Here is a 15,240-nt window from a genome sequence, read left to right on the forward strand (position 1 = left end):
CTTCAATTTGACAGCAGGCGTAGGACGCCTCGAGCTCGAGGCGCCCTACGCCGCATTATCGCGTGACAGTCTCACGCCGCCATCGAGATGACGAGTGCCTCGCCGGTGATTCCGCAGAGGAATTCCTCGAAGATGCGGATGTCGAGCGCTGAAGCGGATTCGGCCTCGGGGTGGAATTGGGTGCCGAGGGCGAACCAATCCTCCCGAACGCTTTCGATCGCTTCGATCACGCCGTCCGGACAGCGAGCGGTCACTTGGAACCCGGGGGCCACCATGTCCACGGCCATGTGGTGCATGCTGTTCACCCGAATTTCGCCGTCGCCGTAGACCCGCTCCATCAGCGAGCCAGGCACGACCGTCAGCCCATGCCGATGGGCCGCGTCGAGCGGGTCCTTGTGCGGCAGGGCCTTCGGCAGATCCTCGGGCACGTGCAGGAAAAGATTGCCCCCCTGCGACACATTGAGCAATTGCATTCCGCTGCCGATGCCAAAGAAGGGCAGCCGGCGATCGGCCACCATTCCCATCAGCAAGCGGTCAAAATCCTCTCGGCGGGTTTCCATAGGACGAATCGTCGGATGGAGCATGAAGCCGTCGCGGCGGGGGTCCAAATCGGCCCCACCGACCATGACGACTCCATCGAGTAGGTCAAGAACTCGCTTCAGGTCGACCTCGTTGGCCAACGGGGGAAGTACAATTGGGATGCCTCCCACCGCGGTGATCGCATCGTAGTAACCGGCGCTGACGAATGTAAACGCGGGAGCGTCCTTCTTGGCCGCCCGGTAATCCGCATTCAAACCAATCATGGGTTTCGATCGCATTCGAGTTTTCTCCTGGACATGTCGTTTGTCCTTCGCAAGACCATGAAACGAAACATTCCGTCGAGGCCCCCCTCTTCGCTCGTGACGGAAGGATTCGTTGATGCGGTCGAGAACCGCCGGTGTGTCGCACGGAGCGTGTGGCGGCAGCCGAAATACGGCGAGGAGACTGCGGTCTTGTCGCGATGCGTCGTCCTTAACGCCGTCGGCTACCCCGCGGCGACAGCCGGGCAGGGTTCATGCCGATCGATCGAAATCCATTCCTGGCACTTCGCCGAAGGGAATTCCTTTTCCGTTAGCCTCGAAACATCCTTGTCGCAAGTCGCCGCGCGGCTTGCAAATCCGCGGCTGAGTCTACAAACGCGCGTGGTGATCGCCAAGGATTTCCCTCATTTTGGAGGGATGCGCGAATGCAAGCACAACATGATGTGCTAGCAAGAGTTGCGGAAAGCGGCCGGCAAGCGGTATACAATGTTGAGGAACTCACGGACCGGTTTTGTTTATGAGGAGACCAGGAATGCAGGAAACGACTTCAGATTGATCATGCAGTAGGTCAGGCGTCGTCGCCTGACTGCGGCTGATTCGGCGCTGGTCAAGTGTGCACGCATGACCTGCGAATCCTTACTCCTGCCTTCCTGGTTTCCTCATAAAAATTCCGTTTGATTATGGCCGACGGCATGATGAAGTATCAACACGTTTGTTTGGAAAGCATCGGCTACTCGCTGCCCGAGGAAATCGTCACCTCCGAGCAGATCGAATCCTGGCTCGCGCCGCTCTATACGCGGCTGCGGTTATCGCCAGGACGGTTGGAGTTGATGACCGGTATTCGCGAGCGGCGGTTCTGGCCGCGCGGGATGTTGCCGAGCGAGAAGAGCGTCGAGTCGGGGGAACGAGCGCTCGCTGCCGCCGAGATCGACCGCGCCGAAGTCGGCGCGCTGATTCACGCCTCGGTCTGCCGCGATTATCTCGAGCCGGCCACGGCGTGCAGCGTGCATCATCGGCTCGGGCTGCCGAGCGATTGCCTCGTCTACGACGTCTCGAACGCCTGCCTCGGCATTCTCAACGGCATCGTGCAAGTGGCCAACATGATTGAACTCGGCCAGATTCGCGCCGGGCTGGTCGTCGGCACCGAGGGGAGCCGGCAGCTCGTCGAAACGACGATCGAGCAACTCAATTCCGACGTTTCTCTCAGCCGCGCCGATCTCAAGCGGGCCATCGCTTCGCTCACCATCGGCTCGGGCAGTGCGGCCGTTCTGCTCACGCATTCGGAATATAGCCGCACGCAGAACCGGATTCTTGGCGCCGTCGCCCGCACGGCAACGGAGCATCACGCGCTCTGCCACAGCGGCCGAGATGAATCGGTCGCCGGCGACATGCGGCCGCTAATGGACACCGACTCCGAGCGGCTGATGGAAGAAGGGATCCGGGCGGGTGCGGAGACCTTCGCCGCTTTTCTCAACGAGGCCGGTTGGTCGGTAGGCGACGTCGACAAAACGTTCTGCCATCAAGTCGGCACGGCCCATCGCAAGCTGATGCTCGCGGCGCTCGGTCTCGATCCACGGATCGACTTCCCCACGGTCGAAACACTCGGCAACACCGGCTCCGTCGCGCTGCCGCTGGCGATGGCTCTGGGAATCGAGCAGGGCCATCTGAAGCAGAACGACCGTGTGGCCCTCCTCGGTATCGGCTCGGGGATCAACGCGCTGATGCTGGGGATGCAGTGGCAGGGATCGAGCAGACGAGAATCGACTGTTGAAGCGCGCGAGGCCGCCATTGACCGGATTCTTAAGAGCAAAGTTACGTTGGGTCCCGACCTGACGATACGCCAATTGATCGAAGAGGGGCGCCGCTGAGCGCGGCCGCCATCGACGATTCGAGCGCAAACCGGACGGTTGCTCGCCCGTCAATTGACCGCCGCGATGGATTATGTAAACTAGATTATGTCTAGTCAGAATATTGCAGACAGGTTGATCCACGGTATTTTAAGATCACAAAGGTGTACGATGGCAATTGGCCCAGAGAACATGATCGGGGCGTTTGACGCCAAATCGCATTTTTCGGAGCTTCTCGTGCGAGTTGAAAAAGGGGACGAGGTCACAATTACAAAACACGGGAAACCCGTCGCCAAGCTCGTGCCCATCCACCAAGAGTCGACGGCCGAGGAGCGGCGTGCTGCGATGGACCGTTGGATCAATGCGCCGGATCGGCCGACTCTCGGCGGATTGAAAATCCGTGACCTTATCAATGATGGCCGGCCATGACGGCGAGCTTCGTCCTGGACTCGTCGGTTGCGCTCGCGTGGTGTTTTGCCGACGAGGCCACGCGCGAAACCGTGCGGCTTTACGACCGCATGGAGAAAGAGTCGGCTGCGATTCCGGGTTGGTGGTTCATTGAGATTGCCAATGTTTTGGCGCTTTCCGAGCGCAAAGGTCGCATCGTTCCCGCGAAGACAGCCGAATTCATTTCGCTGATCGCCCGGTTCAAGCTGGAAATCGACAATGATGCGCCGCGTCGGGCGTTTGACTTTCTACTGCCGCTCTGTCGCACTCATAACCTGACTAGCTACGACGCAATTTATCTCGATCTCGCCATCCGCCGGCATTTGCCGCTGGCCACGCTCGACGAGCCGTTGCGGAAGGCGGCGAAGAAGGTAGGCGTGAAGCTTCTGGGCAAGTGAGCCACCGATTATAACGGCGGTTGCCACCCCATATCTCGACGCAGGCACCCTCGCGGAATGGAATCCTACGAAACGCTTCGTTGACATTACGAAGATGTTCGTATATGATGCGGCGGTCTTGAACGGTTGGGCTTAGGAGTCGAATCCCATGGCCAAGAAAGACCTGCCGCGGCCGACGGAGGCTGAGTTGGCGATTCTGCGCGTGCTGTGGCACCGGGGGCCGAGCACGGTGCGCGACGTCCAGCAGGCGCTTGAAGAGGAGCGTGGCACCGGCTATACGACCGCGCTCAAGCTCTTGCAGATCATGACCGAGAAGGGGCTCGTTCGCCGCGACGACCGCCAGCGGAGGCATGTCTTCGACGCGGTGCTCCCGGCCGAAGCCACTCAGCGGCAATTGGTCCGCGACCTTCTCGGCCGGGCGTTCGGCGGCTCCGCGCGGCAATTGGTCATGCAAGCCCTCTCGGCAAAAAAGGCCTCAAAGGCTGAGCTAGCCGACATTCGCGAACTGCTCGATGCCCTAGAAAAAAACCGGGATTGAGGCCGATTGCGTCGTCCCTTTGGGAGAGGGACGGGGTGAGGCCCTCGCAAATAATAAGAAATCAGCGGCAAGCATTAGAAACCGAGGTGAGTCATGCACGCGATTGAAGCTCTATTGAACCGGCCCGAGGTTGAGCGTCTCGGCTGGGTGCTGCTCCATTTTTTCTGGCAAGGGACGATTGGCGCCGCTCTCTTGTCCATCGTTCTCTTTGCCTTACGGCGCGCATCGGCCAATTCCCGATACTTCGCGGCATGCGCTACGCTGATGGCAATGGCCGCGTGTCTGCCGACGACTTGGCTCGTGATGCTTCGCGAAGTCCCGACCGTGGCCGGTTATTCGTCGGACTCTGCCGCGGCAGCGCCAACAGGTAACGCCGATCAGTTCGCGCAAAATACCGTGCGGCCGGTCGCGGAGCGGAGCCAGCCCGAGGCACGGCCTCCGATGGCTTCCACCGAAATGAATTGGCAGCAACGGCTCGCCACGTATTTGCCCTGGCTGGCGGTCGCGTGGCTCTCTGGCGTGTTCGCGTTATCGTTGCGGCTGGCAATTGGCTGGTCAGCCGTGCATCGCCTGCGCCGCACCGCTTCGCGGCCATTGGACGACGCGCGGCAATCCATTCAGTCGCGCCTGAGCCAACGAATTGGCATCCGCTGGCCGGTCAAACTGCTCGAATCGTCGCTCGTCGACGTGCCGACGATGATCGGCTGGCTCCGGCCGGTGATCCTCTGGCCGCCCAGCGTGCTCGCGGGACTGTCGGTCGAGCAATTCGAAGCGCTCCTGGCCCATGAATTGGCCCACGTGCGCCGGCACGACTATCTCGTCAATCTCGTGCAAACGGCGATCGAAACGCTCCTCTTCTACCATCCGGCCGTGTGGTGGGTTTCGAGCCGAATCCGCCAGGAGCGCGAATCCTGCTGCGACGACCTCGCCATCGCCACCTGCGGCAATCGACTCTCCTACGCCCGCGCGCTGGCGACGCTCGAAGAACTCCGCCCGCGGCCGCGGCAATTGGCGCTGGCGGCAAGCGGGAGTTCGTTGCTCGGGCGAATTAGACGAATCGTCGGCCTGCCGTCGATACGGCACAACCGCAGCCGTCATTGGCTTCTCGGGACCGCGCTTTCAGCGGCGCTATTAGCGCTGGTCATCGCGCTTGGGGTTTCAAACTTCGCAACTGGCGACGAACCAACTCCGAAGTCCGCCGATTCGCCGCCCGCCAAATCAAACGAAACCGCCAAGCCCGCCGAGTTGCCCAAGTCGCAAGAAGCCCCGCATCAATACCCATTCGACCTGAGCGTCCAGAAACTCGGCAACAGCGACGCGGACGATTTGCTGCCGGAAGAGTTGGGGAATCGCATCAAACAGATTCCTCACGTCACATCCGTCACGGGCTCGTTAAACATGTTCGATATGTGGCCATGCGTATTCGGGGTGCCTTCCGATTCTCCGCCCTTCAAAGCGTTGAAAGTGCTGTCGGGTAGATTGCCGGTGGCTGCGGATCGGCATGTGGTGATCGTCGGCAAAGCAGTCGCCGACAAGGCCGGATATAAGGTCGGCGACACGATGAAACTATTCGACAAGGTGCAAGTGATCGGTGTCGTCGAAAGCCCGCTGACACTCCTAAACGACTCCATCCTGATGCCGCTCGCGGATCTCCAGGAGTTCACACATGCCGAGCATCGCGTGAACGAGTTCCTCGTCAGCGTCGATATCCCAAAAGACGGCTCCCCGGAGCACCGCGCGCAAGTGTCTGAAGTGAACGCGAGAATCGAGGCGCTTGCCAACGACTTTCGTACCGAGATCGCCGTGACCGACGTTAACATGCCGAAAAAGCCGCCGGAAGCGCCCGAGCTGCGCGAAAAGCGAACTTGGCACGGGGGGCCGAATCAAACTGACGTGCATTTCCGAGTCGTTGACGACGAGACCGACCAGCCTGTTGCACTCTTTCATCAGCAGGGCGGCTTTGTTGAATCGAATCGAATCACCTGGGGCACGATGGAGTACATCAATCCACTTTCGACGGTGGATCTCAACTGGGAAGCCGGGCAGCGAGCAAGAATCGTGGCTGGCGGTTATGTCCCTCAACGAATCCTGGCCGAACGGCCGAAACCCGGAGCGACGACAATCGAAGGACTCGTCGTCCGCATGAAGCGCGGTCGGAAGGTTTCGGGGCGCGTGCTCGATTACCGGGGCACACCAGTCTCCGGCGCGAGTCTATTTGTGGTCGGGGCTCTTGCCCGAGTCAAAATCGGCGGTGGCAAAGCGATGACCGAACAAGGCGATGGTTGGACAGAGGACGATTCCATTACGAGATTCACGACCGATGCCGACGGCAAATTCACCCTCACCGGAATTGGCTGGGATGCGAATTACATCGCCGTTTCTTGCCCGAAACTCGATATCTGGGTCGTGCCTGCGCCACGGGCCAGCGGGCCGCAGGATGATTTCGAGATTCGATTGCCGCAGTCTGGAAAACTGGTCGCGCACTACGACATCGCCGGCGCTCCCGACGAAGCCGAAGTGACTCTGTGGCCGTCGGTCACAAATCTTCCGTATGCCGGGGGCGTCGGACCCACAGGGCCGGGTTGGTTCTCGCGCCGGGATCAGCAAGGAAGACCGCTCGACCTGGCGAGCAATGTCATTTACGGCCGCAATGCGGTTCTAGAACAGCACGGCGAAGTGGTCTTCGACAATCTCCCGCCGGGCGACTACACGATCCTGCGAACAAAACAAGTTGGCTTTCGCTTTGAGGGGACGATGGTGACACTTGGCCGGCACGTTGTCAAAGTCGCGTCTGGAAAGACGGCGGTAGCAGATTTTGTGAGGGATCGCGGCGCGCCGATCGCCGGCCAAGTCGTCGGTCTCAATCGAGATGAGGTCGTCAAGTCCCAGCCCTATGCGATGATCGTGACCATCCGAAAGGCAGTAGACGCCGACGATTCGGTCGAAAATAGGATCGATGAGATTCTTTTGTCCCGGATCGACAAAGACGGAATGCCGGCCGACGGAAAATTCACTACCGAGCGCCTCATCCCTGGGCAATACACTCTCGCGGCACGAATCTTTGCATATGACGCTTGGAATTAATCGCTTGACGGAGGGAAGGAATGGCACCCGAATGAGTTCTACCAACCGACATTCACGGGCGAGGCGACGGTCACCGTTCCGGAAAATGGCGACCCGCCGCCGGTGAAAATCGAACTGCACAAATTCGAGAAGCCATCCCCCGAACCCGCGCCCGCCAAAAGCGCGGCTGACGCGGCCGCTCGCAAGTAAACTACGAGGAGCGAGCCGGAAATGAACGGTAATGAACGCGAATGGCATGCGCGTAAATGACGACGTCATTTGGCTCCCTCAAATCTCCGTGCATTCGCGTCCATTTCCGGCCAATCCGACGCTAGTCGTCGCTGGCCGCCGTACTCCTGCCTTCTTGGTCCCCTCATAAAAAATCCGCTCGGTTGCAGCCAGCGGTCGCGCGACGTCCTGTGTGGTTTTTCAAGCGGGATTTGTTTAGGCTGTCGTTCTTGACGCCGACCATCCGACGCTTGCTGGGTCCGATTCATGTCCTCCATCCGCGACTTGCCTGAGATTGCCGGGCTCGATGCGCGGCGGGGGATGGTGCGGATTCCGCCGGAAGTCGACGTGCCGCTCACGCCGCGGGTGCGGCGGCTGATCGATGCGGCCGATTTCCGCCGGTTGGCCCGGATCAGCCAGTTGGGGCTGGTGCCGCTCGTCTATCCGGCGGCGATCCACACACGGTTCGAGCATTCGCTGGGCGTCTATCGGACGGCCCTGCTGTTCTTGCAGCAGCTTTCGCACGACGAGCGATTCGCCGCGACGATCGGCCCGGCTGACGCGGAGTTGTTCATCGCGGCGGCGCTCCTGCACGACATCGGGCATTGGCCGTTCTGCCATCCGATCGAAGATATTCACCTGCCCGACGTGCCGCGTCACGAGTCGTTTGCCAACGGGTACTTGCTGGACGAGCCGATCCAAAAGCGGCCTGCGGAGAAGGGGACAGTCCCCTTTTGTTCCGAGGACTTCACAAAAGGGGACAGTCCCCGGCCGCTTTCGGGCGAAATTGCCAACGTCTTGCGCGGCGAGTGGCACCTTGAGCCGCGCGACGTGGCGGCTCTGGTATCAAAAGAGGCAACCGACACCGCGCGTCCCGACACGAAATCGCGAATCCTTTCGAGCATGCTCTCCGGCCCTATCGACGTCGACAAAATGGACTACCTGCAGCGCGACAGCCTGCACGCGGGGGTCCCGTACGGCCGCAATTTCGACCAGCAGCGGCTGATCGGCAGCCTTTGCTTGAACGAGGAGGGGGACGGGCTGGCGATCACCGACAAAGGAAAGACGGCCGCCGAGATGATGGTCTTCGCCCGCTATGTGATGTTCAGCGAAGTCTATTGGCATCACGGCGTGCGCTCGGCGACGGCGATGCTCCAGCGGGCGTTTTACCAACTCCGCGGCGGGCTCGACCTGACGCAACTCTTTCGGCTGGCCGAAGCGCCCATGATCGCCGAACTCCAGCGCGCTGCCGTCAGCACACCGGCCGCGGAGCTGCTCGACGGGCTGTTCGGCCCGAGTCGGCGGCTCTACAAGCGATTGGCCCGTTATAGCCTCTTCGAGGAGGCGGACCTGTACCGACGGCTGGCGCGGCGGCCCTATCCTTGGCTCGTGCGCTGCGCTGAGCAGTTCGCGGCGCTCGCCGCCGGTGCGATTGGCCAGCCGATCGCCCCGCACGAGCTTCTCTTCGATGCCCCGCCTGTCGAGCGCGAGGTGGAATTCGATTTCGAGGTCTTCTTTGCGAAGGACCACCGCTACCGCCGGCTGGGCGAGATTTCTCCGGTCGTGCGCACATTGGCCAAGGAGCAATTCGACGACTACGTCAAACGTGTCCGCATCTTCGCGCATCCGCGAATCGCGAACGAATTGCGGCGGCTCGGCAGGCTCGGGGACCTGCTCAATGCGGCAATCGATCGAACACCGGCATTGGGCGAGTAACCGATGGGTGGACCCGACGGCCCTACAAATTGAAACGCAGAGGACGCCGAGACCGCGGAGACGATCAAAGAGTTCTCAATTGCTCCGCGAACTCCGCGTCCTCCGCGTTTCAATCTGTTTCGTATTTCGATGCTCGCACGCCCAGAGAGATCCGGTACGTCGTCGCGGACTTCACGCAACCTATCCCCCTACTAATTGAACAATCTTAATGATTCTTATGAGGAGTCCAGGAAACCTGGAGAGAGAGGTGACAATCGCAATCCACTACCTCCCTGTGCTCCTGGCTTCCTCATAAAAACTTCTGAGCTTCGTTTTCTTCGCTGCTTCAGTCCGCGATTTGCAGCTTGATCTCGTCGCTGTTGCCTTTCAATTCTGGCGCATACATCGCCGAGGCGCGGGCGGGAAGGGCGCTGAAGCGGCCGGGGGTTTCGGCGCGGAGGCGATAGGCCACGCTGTGCTTGCCGCGGGCCAGCGTGCGGAGGAAGAAGCTCACGCGGTTGTCGCGCAGCTCCATGTACGCACCCAGGGCGTTGCCGCCATAGCCGCTGCGGACTTCGACTGGCTCGAATCCGGCGGCCTTCATGTCCTCGAAAACCAAGTATTCGTAGTCGTTCTTCGCGTCGATTTCGAGTTCCACTTCGACCAAGTCGCCGCTCTTGAGCGTGTCGAGGTCTTTCAATTCCTCGCGGCGGTATTTCTCGACTTGCTGGCCGACGGACTGCCCGCGTGAGCCGGCCACTTGGATCGTCTTGTCGTCGCGGATCAGTTTGTACACCTTGCGGTTGACCTTCACTTCCAAGCCCGCCCGCGGGATGGTGTCTTCGAGCGAGAAGAGTGTCAGATAGGCGTTGTAATAGAGGGGCCCCGAACCTTTCTTTCGCAGCTCGATATCGTGCTTGCCGGTGGTCACGGCGTCGCCTTGCAGGACGAACTTGTTGTCGAAAGTGAAGAGGTCCTCGGACGCGATCTTCACTTCCTTCTGTTTCTTGCCGTCGAGCCAGACTTCCACGGAGAGATCGGGCTTGTCCTCGCCGCTGGTCTTGAGGAATTCGGCCATCGCTTCGATCGCCAGCGCCGTGTCGCGGGTCGAGTTCCAGTAGCTGGCGTGCTTGCGGTTGTTGAGCAAATACTTGACGAGCTTCGGGGCGACGGCGCCTTTCGGATCGGTGCGCGAGAGGAGCTTGAGATAATAGGCGTCGGCCTCGATCTCGCTGCCATACCAAGCCCACCACCAGTTGTCTTCCGGCAGCTTGAGATAAGCAGTCTGGTTCTCGTTGTCCTCGACCAGGAACTGCTCGATGTTCTTGAGCACCATCGCGAGCTTTTCTTTTTGATTTTGTTTCTCGAGCGCGAGGCCCAGGAGCGCCTTGCCATAGACGGCAAGCTGCGTGCGATCGCGATAGAGGAACTCGCGCATCTCGACGTTGTTCACTCCGCCATCCACCAGCACCATGTAGACGAAAGCGTCGAGATTGTCGGCCGCCGTCTTGTATGGCTCCTTTGGCTTTGGTTTCACCAGCGCGTTTTTCAACAATTCGATCTGCTGCTCTTGATAGTGCTTAAGCCACTCGATCCCGCGCTCGATCGTGCCGGGCACGAGGGCCACGTCGTTCAGCTTGGCCACTTGCAGTCCGTGGACGACAACCGCCGTGGTATGCGGCCAAGATTGCTCTCCGAATCCGGAGAACCAGCCCCAACCACCGTCGGCAAGTTGCATCTGCGTGAGCTTTTGCGCGCCGTCATGCGCCATGCGGCCCACTTCCTCACTGTCGAAAACCGGATTGCGGTCGAACCGCTTCCAGCCGGCGGCGCGGGCTTTGTCGTCGCCGATTTCCTGAGCGTTAAGGTTCGTGCGCTTCTGTTGGACCTTCTTGAGGTCCAGCCCCATGCGGATCAACACATGTTGCGTGACGACGGTGGGGAGGAAGCGGTTCAGCGTCTGCTCGGTGCAGCCGTAGGGGTAATCGACGAGGTACGGCAAGGCATCGATGAGCGCCCCGGCGAGCGTCGGCGAGTAGCGCACTTCCAGCACCGATTCGCTCCGCCGGCGCTGGGCGGGAACATTGATCGTGATGTGCCCCGATTCATCTTTCGGCCGCAGGGCGCCGGAGAAGGAATCCATCTTGAGCATGCCGTGAACGTAGACGGGGAACTTCTGCTCGACGGCATCGGATTCCTCATCGGTGAGCGCCTTCATGCGGATCGTTGTCTCGCCTTCGCGGACCACTTTGACGCGCCAATCCACCCGGCTCTCTTCCCCGGCGGGAACTTCGATCTCCTTGACGCCGTCGGTCTCGGCACTGAGTTCCTTGCCGGGCAGTTCCAAAGCGACTTGGACTTTCTTCTTGGTCTTGAGATAGTTATGCACATTGGCCGAGAGGACCACTTCATCCTTCTCGACAAAGAACCGCGGGCCTTGCAGGCGGACGATCAAGTCCTTGCGCGTCACCACCTCGGCTTCGCCTTGGCCGACTTTCGTGCCATGCCCCATGCCCCAGACCTTCACTTTCCAGGTGGTGAGATTCTCCGGCATGTCGAGGCTCACTTCCGCCTCGCCGTTTTCATTGGTCGCCAATGACCCGACCCAGAGCGCCGTATCGGCGAAATTGGTGCGGATCGTGGGCTGCACGAGCGGCGGAGCGGCCGCGCCATTGTCAGCTCTCCCCTCAGCGCTCGCCGGCGCATGGGCCATTCCAGCAGCCAGCGACAGACTTGCGGGGGCTGGAAATGCGGCACCGGCGGGCGCCTCTTTGGCCAAACGTGACTCAGCGAACCGGCTGCCCAATCCCGATGCGCCGCTCGCGTCCATCGACAGTCGGTCATTTTCCGCTTCTTCAACGCCCGTCTCGCCAAACACACCCAGATTCTGCATCCAGGCTTGATCCGGCCGAACCAGACTTGCAAAACTTCGGAACAGGCTCGATTCGGTCGTCGGCGTGTGGTTGCGGCGCCATTTCCAGAAGAAGGACTTGATTTCCTCGACGTTCGAGCCGCCCGAGATGTATTCGACGGCCATGTCGTAGATCGCCACCACGGTCGAGCCGACAAATGGCTTGCCGGCGATGTCGGTCAGCTTGATGGCTATGCTTGCCTTTTGCCCCGGCTTATACTCGTTGCGCGACGGCTGCACCGCCACATTCAGCACCCGCTTCTCCGGCGGGACAACGATCTCGCGGGTTTCCGAATAGAGCTTTCCGCCGGAGATCGTGAGCGCCTCGACGAAGAAATTCGGCATGTCTTTCTGAACGACGGCGATTTCTTGGACGAGCGATTTGCCTTTCAGCCGGTGCAGAGTGGTTTCTTTCTCCAGATAGACGCCGTTGGCCGGGCGGACGAAGAGTAGCACGGTGCCGCCCGAGCGATTGGTGTTCACCATCAGATTGACGGATTGCCCTGGGGCATATTCGCGCTTGTCGGCGATAAGTTCGAGATTGTTGAACTGAAAGTCGGCCCCGTCGAAGCCATCGCCCATGATCGTGAAGAGATAGCCCCCTTCGATCGAATGCTTCTTGGCATCGGTGACATTGTAGGAGAGCCGATATTGCCCCGGCTCGGAAGCCTTCACCTGCATCTTGGCCTGTCCCGCGGCGTCGGTCGGTAGGTCCCACTCGCGCACGGAGGCTTCGACCGGCTTGTTGTCCTTGTAGCTGATCTTGAGCAGCTTGAGTTTTCCTTCGCCTTGCACCGGCTTGCCGTCGACCGTCTGAGCGAAGAAATCACCTCGAACCACGTCGTCAACTCGATAGTAGCCCCGATCGACCCAGGCGAACACCTTAAACGGCTTTCGGGCGACTAACACTTTGCCGACGCCGACAATCGTTCGCCGCGACTCGTCGACCACTTCCGCGGTGATCTCGTATTGATGATCTTCGTCGGGATGGATCAGCTTGGCGACGGCGGTGTCGATCTCGACCGGCACGGCGCCGTCCGCGCCGATATCGACCTGTCGATCGGCGACGACCTCCGGCGGATCCTGGCCCTGATTCCACCACCATGGGATTGGCCGGCGGCAGCCCCAATCCAGCCAGCCGGGATACCAGGGATCGTCGTAAGAAAACCACCAATATCCGGGGCCGTAGAGCCAATCCCATTCGCCCGTCGGATACCATTGCTGCGAGTAGTTGGTTCGCAGCACCTTGTAGTGCACCTTGGCCTTGGTGACCGGAGAGCCGAAGTAATACTTCGCCTTCACCTTGGCGGTGATCTTCTCGCCGAGCATGACGGGCTCGGTGGGCGCATCGACGGTCACTTCGTACTCGGGCTTCTTATATTCCTCGACGCGGAAGCTGCCGCCGGCGCTAAAGTTGACGACCGACAATTGATAGGTGCCGAGCTTGGCGTCGGCCGGAAGCGGAAATTCCCCTTCCAGCCCACCGTAAGCGTCAGTCGTGAAGACCTTCGACAGGGCCTTCTGTCCCAGCGGATCGTGGATCTCGACGGTGAAATGCTGATTGGCGAAGTCGGAGACGTCTGGTTCGTCGTATTTTGCGTGCCGAATCCAGAATTTGAACTTCACCTTTTGCTCGGGGCGATAGACGGGCCGATCCGTGATCGAAAAAACTCTTGTTTCATTGTATTCGGCGTCGAAATAGGTCGGATACCAGACGCTCGTGTAGCCTAGGTAAGCGAAGCGGCCGGAGGGAGTGGTCGCGGTGACCATCCACTGAAATTGGTTGTCGTCCTGCTTCGGGTGCCCGATGAATTCACCGTTAGCATCCGTGAATTCGGCGAAGGAGCTGATCTCGAGATTGAATTGGTTCTTGTCGCGGACCTGCGCCTGGCGGAAGCCGAAGAATTCGAGATTCGCTTTGGGAATCGGCTCGCCAGTGATCGCATCGGCAACGAAGTAGAACATTCCCTTGTCGAGCGGCTTCTTCACAATGACTGTGTCTTCCAGCCAGATGATGATGTGGCTCGTGTTTCCGTCCGCCATTTTTGCGGTGAGCAGATAGGCCCCGGCTTTTTGCAGTGGCGTGCTTACGGTGACGCGCCGATCGAAGTGATCCGCGAGCGGCTTCAATTCCAGGTCCCAATCAGCGACTTTGGCGCCCAGATACTGCTGCTGATTTTCGGTGACGAGCCGATAGCCGACGTCGCCAATGTTGGTCTTTTGCCAGTCGAGTTGATTGGGGCGAGTCTTGAGATAGGCCTTCACATCAGCCAGCAGCTCGGCGACCTTGATCTCGTGGGCTTCGAAGCTGACTTTGCTGCCGTTTCGATAGCGAAATTCGACGGTCGCTCCCTTGCCCGCCGGCTGCGACATGATCGGCTCGAAGCGGCCCCAATTGCCGACGATCTGATCGAGCCGTTGTTGGCGATAGTTGCGATCGCCGGGGCCGTATTGCTTGATCGCGCGCCGCCAGTAATCTGCCGCTTTGGGATATTGCCGGCGGTTTTCATAGATTTGGGACAATTGCTCGAGCGCCTGCGCACCATAGCCCGATTGAGGTTCGGCGGCGATCTGCTCGAAGATATTGATGAAGTCGAATTCGGCCGGGAGCTTGAAGCGCTTGATCCCGATCGCCAGCCGGGCGATCGTTTCGCCGTCGGCCAGCGTTTGCAGGGCGTACGTCCCACTTCCATTCTTTTTCGAGTCGTCGGCTTCGTCTTGTCGGGCGAAGAAGCGGCCATAGTAGGCCATCGTTTGCACGCCGAACTGATTCTGCAGAAAATCGGCAAGCTGCCAACGGGATTCGTTCTTTCGGCTCGGAGCTAACTCTGTCGCTTGCTCCAATGCCCAACGCCAGAGTTCGCCGTCGCTGACCGCTTTGTCGAATGACTTGGGAACGCGATAAAAGATGGGATTGCCATCGACGCCAACCGGCGCGCCCTCTGGCGTGTGTCCGTAATACCAGCCTTCGACGAAATCCGGAAGTTGACTCAGATCGGTAAGGTTCTGAAGCCGCCAGGCCTCGTCATAGCCGCGATTGCCCAAAAGCAAGCGAGCAAAATCGAAGTAAAATCCGGCGATGTCATTTTTCACGGAATCGGCCGCCGCGAGGTGCATGGCCTGCACCATGAGTTGCAAGGCCCGAACTCGATCGCGCTCGAAGGAGTTGACCGCCTGCCCGCCACCGCGATGCTGGCCCCGATAGAATTTGCCGGCGACAAGGAAGCCGTAGTTGTCGTACGAGAGGTAGGTCTCGGCGGCTCTCCACAGCAGCCGCCAGTTTCTTAAGTGAGCGCGGATAACCGCCTCTCGG

9 protein-coding genes are annotated in these 15,240 nt (G+C 60.0%); 7 read left to right on the plus strand and 2 right to left on the minus strand.

Going from position 1 to position 15,240, the window contains the following annotated elements:
- Window positions 1–71 precede the first annotated feature (71 nt).
- Complete coding sequence (locus VGY55_19165) at window positions 72–818, minus strand: gamma-glutamyl-gamma-aminobutyrate hydrolase family protein (protein ID HEV2972101.1); 747 nt, start codon at window positions 816–818, stop codon at window positions 72–74.
- Between the two features lie 42 nt (window positions 819–860).
- Here VGY55_19165 and VGY55_19170 point away from each other — a divergent pair, with 42 nt between their 5' ends.
- The 7 genes from VGY55_19170 (at window position 861) to VGY55_19200 (ending at window position 9,037) form a co-directional block, all read left to right on the plus strand.
- The gene (locus VGY55_19170) at window positions 861–1,250 is read left to right on the plus strand and encodes a hypothetical protein (GenBank protein HEV2972102.1); all 390 of its coding nucleotides are present in this window, start codon (window positions 861–863) and stop codon (window positions 1,248–1,250) included.
- A gap of 230 nt (window positions 1,251–1,480) precedes the next feature.
- Window positions 1,481–2,668 carry a 3-oxoacyl-ACP synthase III gene (locus VGY55_19175; GenBank protein HEV2972103.1) on the plus strand — a complete coding sequence of 396 codons (1,188 nt, stop codon included), beginning with the start codon at window positions 1,481–1,483 and terminating at the stop codon, window positions 2,666–2,668.
- An 87-nt stretch (window positions 2,669–2,755) separates the two neighbouring features.
- Window positions 2,756–3,076, plus strand: a complete 321-nt coding sequence (locus tag VGY55_19180) for a type II toxin-antitoxin system prevent-host-death family antitoxin (GenBank protein ID HEV2972104.1) — start codon at window positions 2,756–2,758, stop codon at window positions 3,074–3,076.
- Window positions 3,073–3,492, plus strand: a complete 420-nt coding sequence (locus VGY55_19185) for a type II toxin-antitoxin system VapC family toxin (protein HEV2972105.1) — start codon at window positions 3,073–3,075, stop codon at window positions 3,490–3,492. Before VGY55_19180 ends, VGY55_19185 begins: the two co-directional genes overlap by 4 nt.
- Before the next feature lie 148 nt (window positions 3,493–3,640).
- Complete coding sequence (locus tag VGY55_19190; GenBank protein ID HEV2972106.1) at window positions 3,641–4,030, plus strand: BlaI/MecI/CopY family transcriptional regulator; 390 nt, start codon at window positions 3,641–3,643, stop codon at window positions 4,028–4,030.
- A gap of 93 nt (window positions 4,031–4,123) precedes the next feature.
- Window positions 4,124–7,114 (plus strand): M56 family metallopeptidase, encoded by a 2,991-nt coding sequence (locus VGY55_19195; GenBank protein HEV2972107.1) that lies wholly within the window; start codon window positions 4,124–4,126, stop codon window positions 7,112–7,114.
- A gap of 474 nt (window positions 7,115–7,588) precedes the next feature.
- Window positions 7,589–9,037, plus strand: a complete 1,449-nt coding sequence (locus tag VGY55_19200; protein ID HEV2972108.1) for an HD domain-containing protein — start codon at window positions 7,589–7,591, stop codon at window positions 9,035–9,037.
- A gap of 325 nt (window positions 9,038–9,362) precedes the next feature.
- Here the strand turns inward: VGY55_19200 and VGY55_19205 are convergent.
- On the minus strand, window positions 9,363–15,240 hold a 5,878-nt coding region (locus VGY55_19205), incomplete at its 5' end, for an MG2 domain-containing protein (protein HEV2972109.1).

This window comes from Pirellulales bacterium (assembly GCA_035939775.1).
GTDB lineage: Bacteria > Planctomycetota > Planctomycetia > Pirellulales > DATAWG01 > DASZFO01.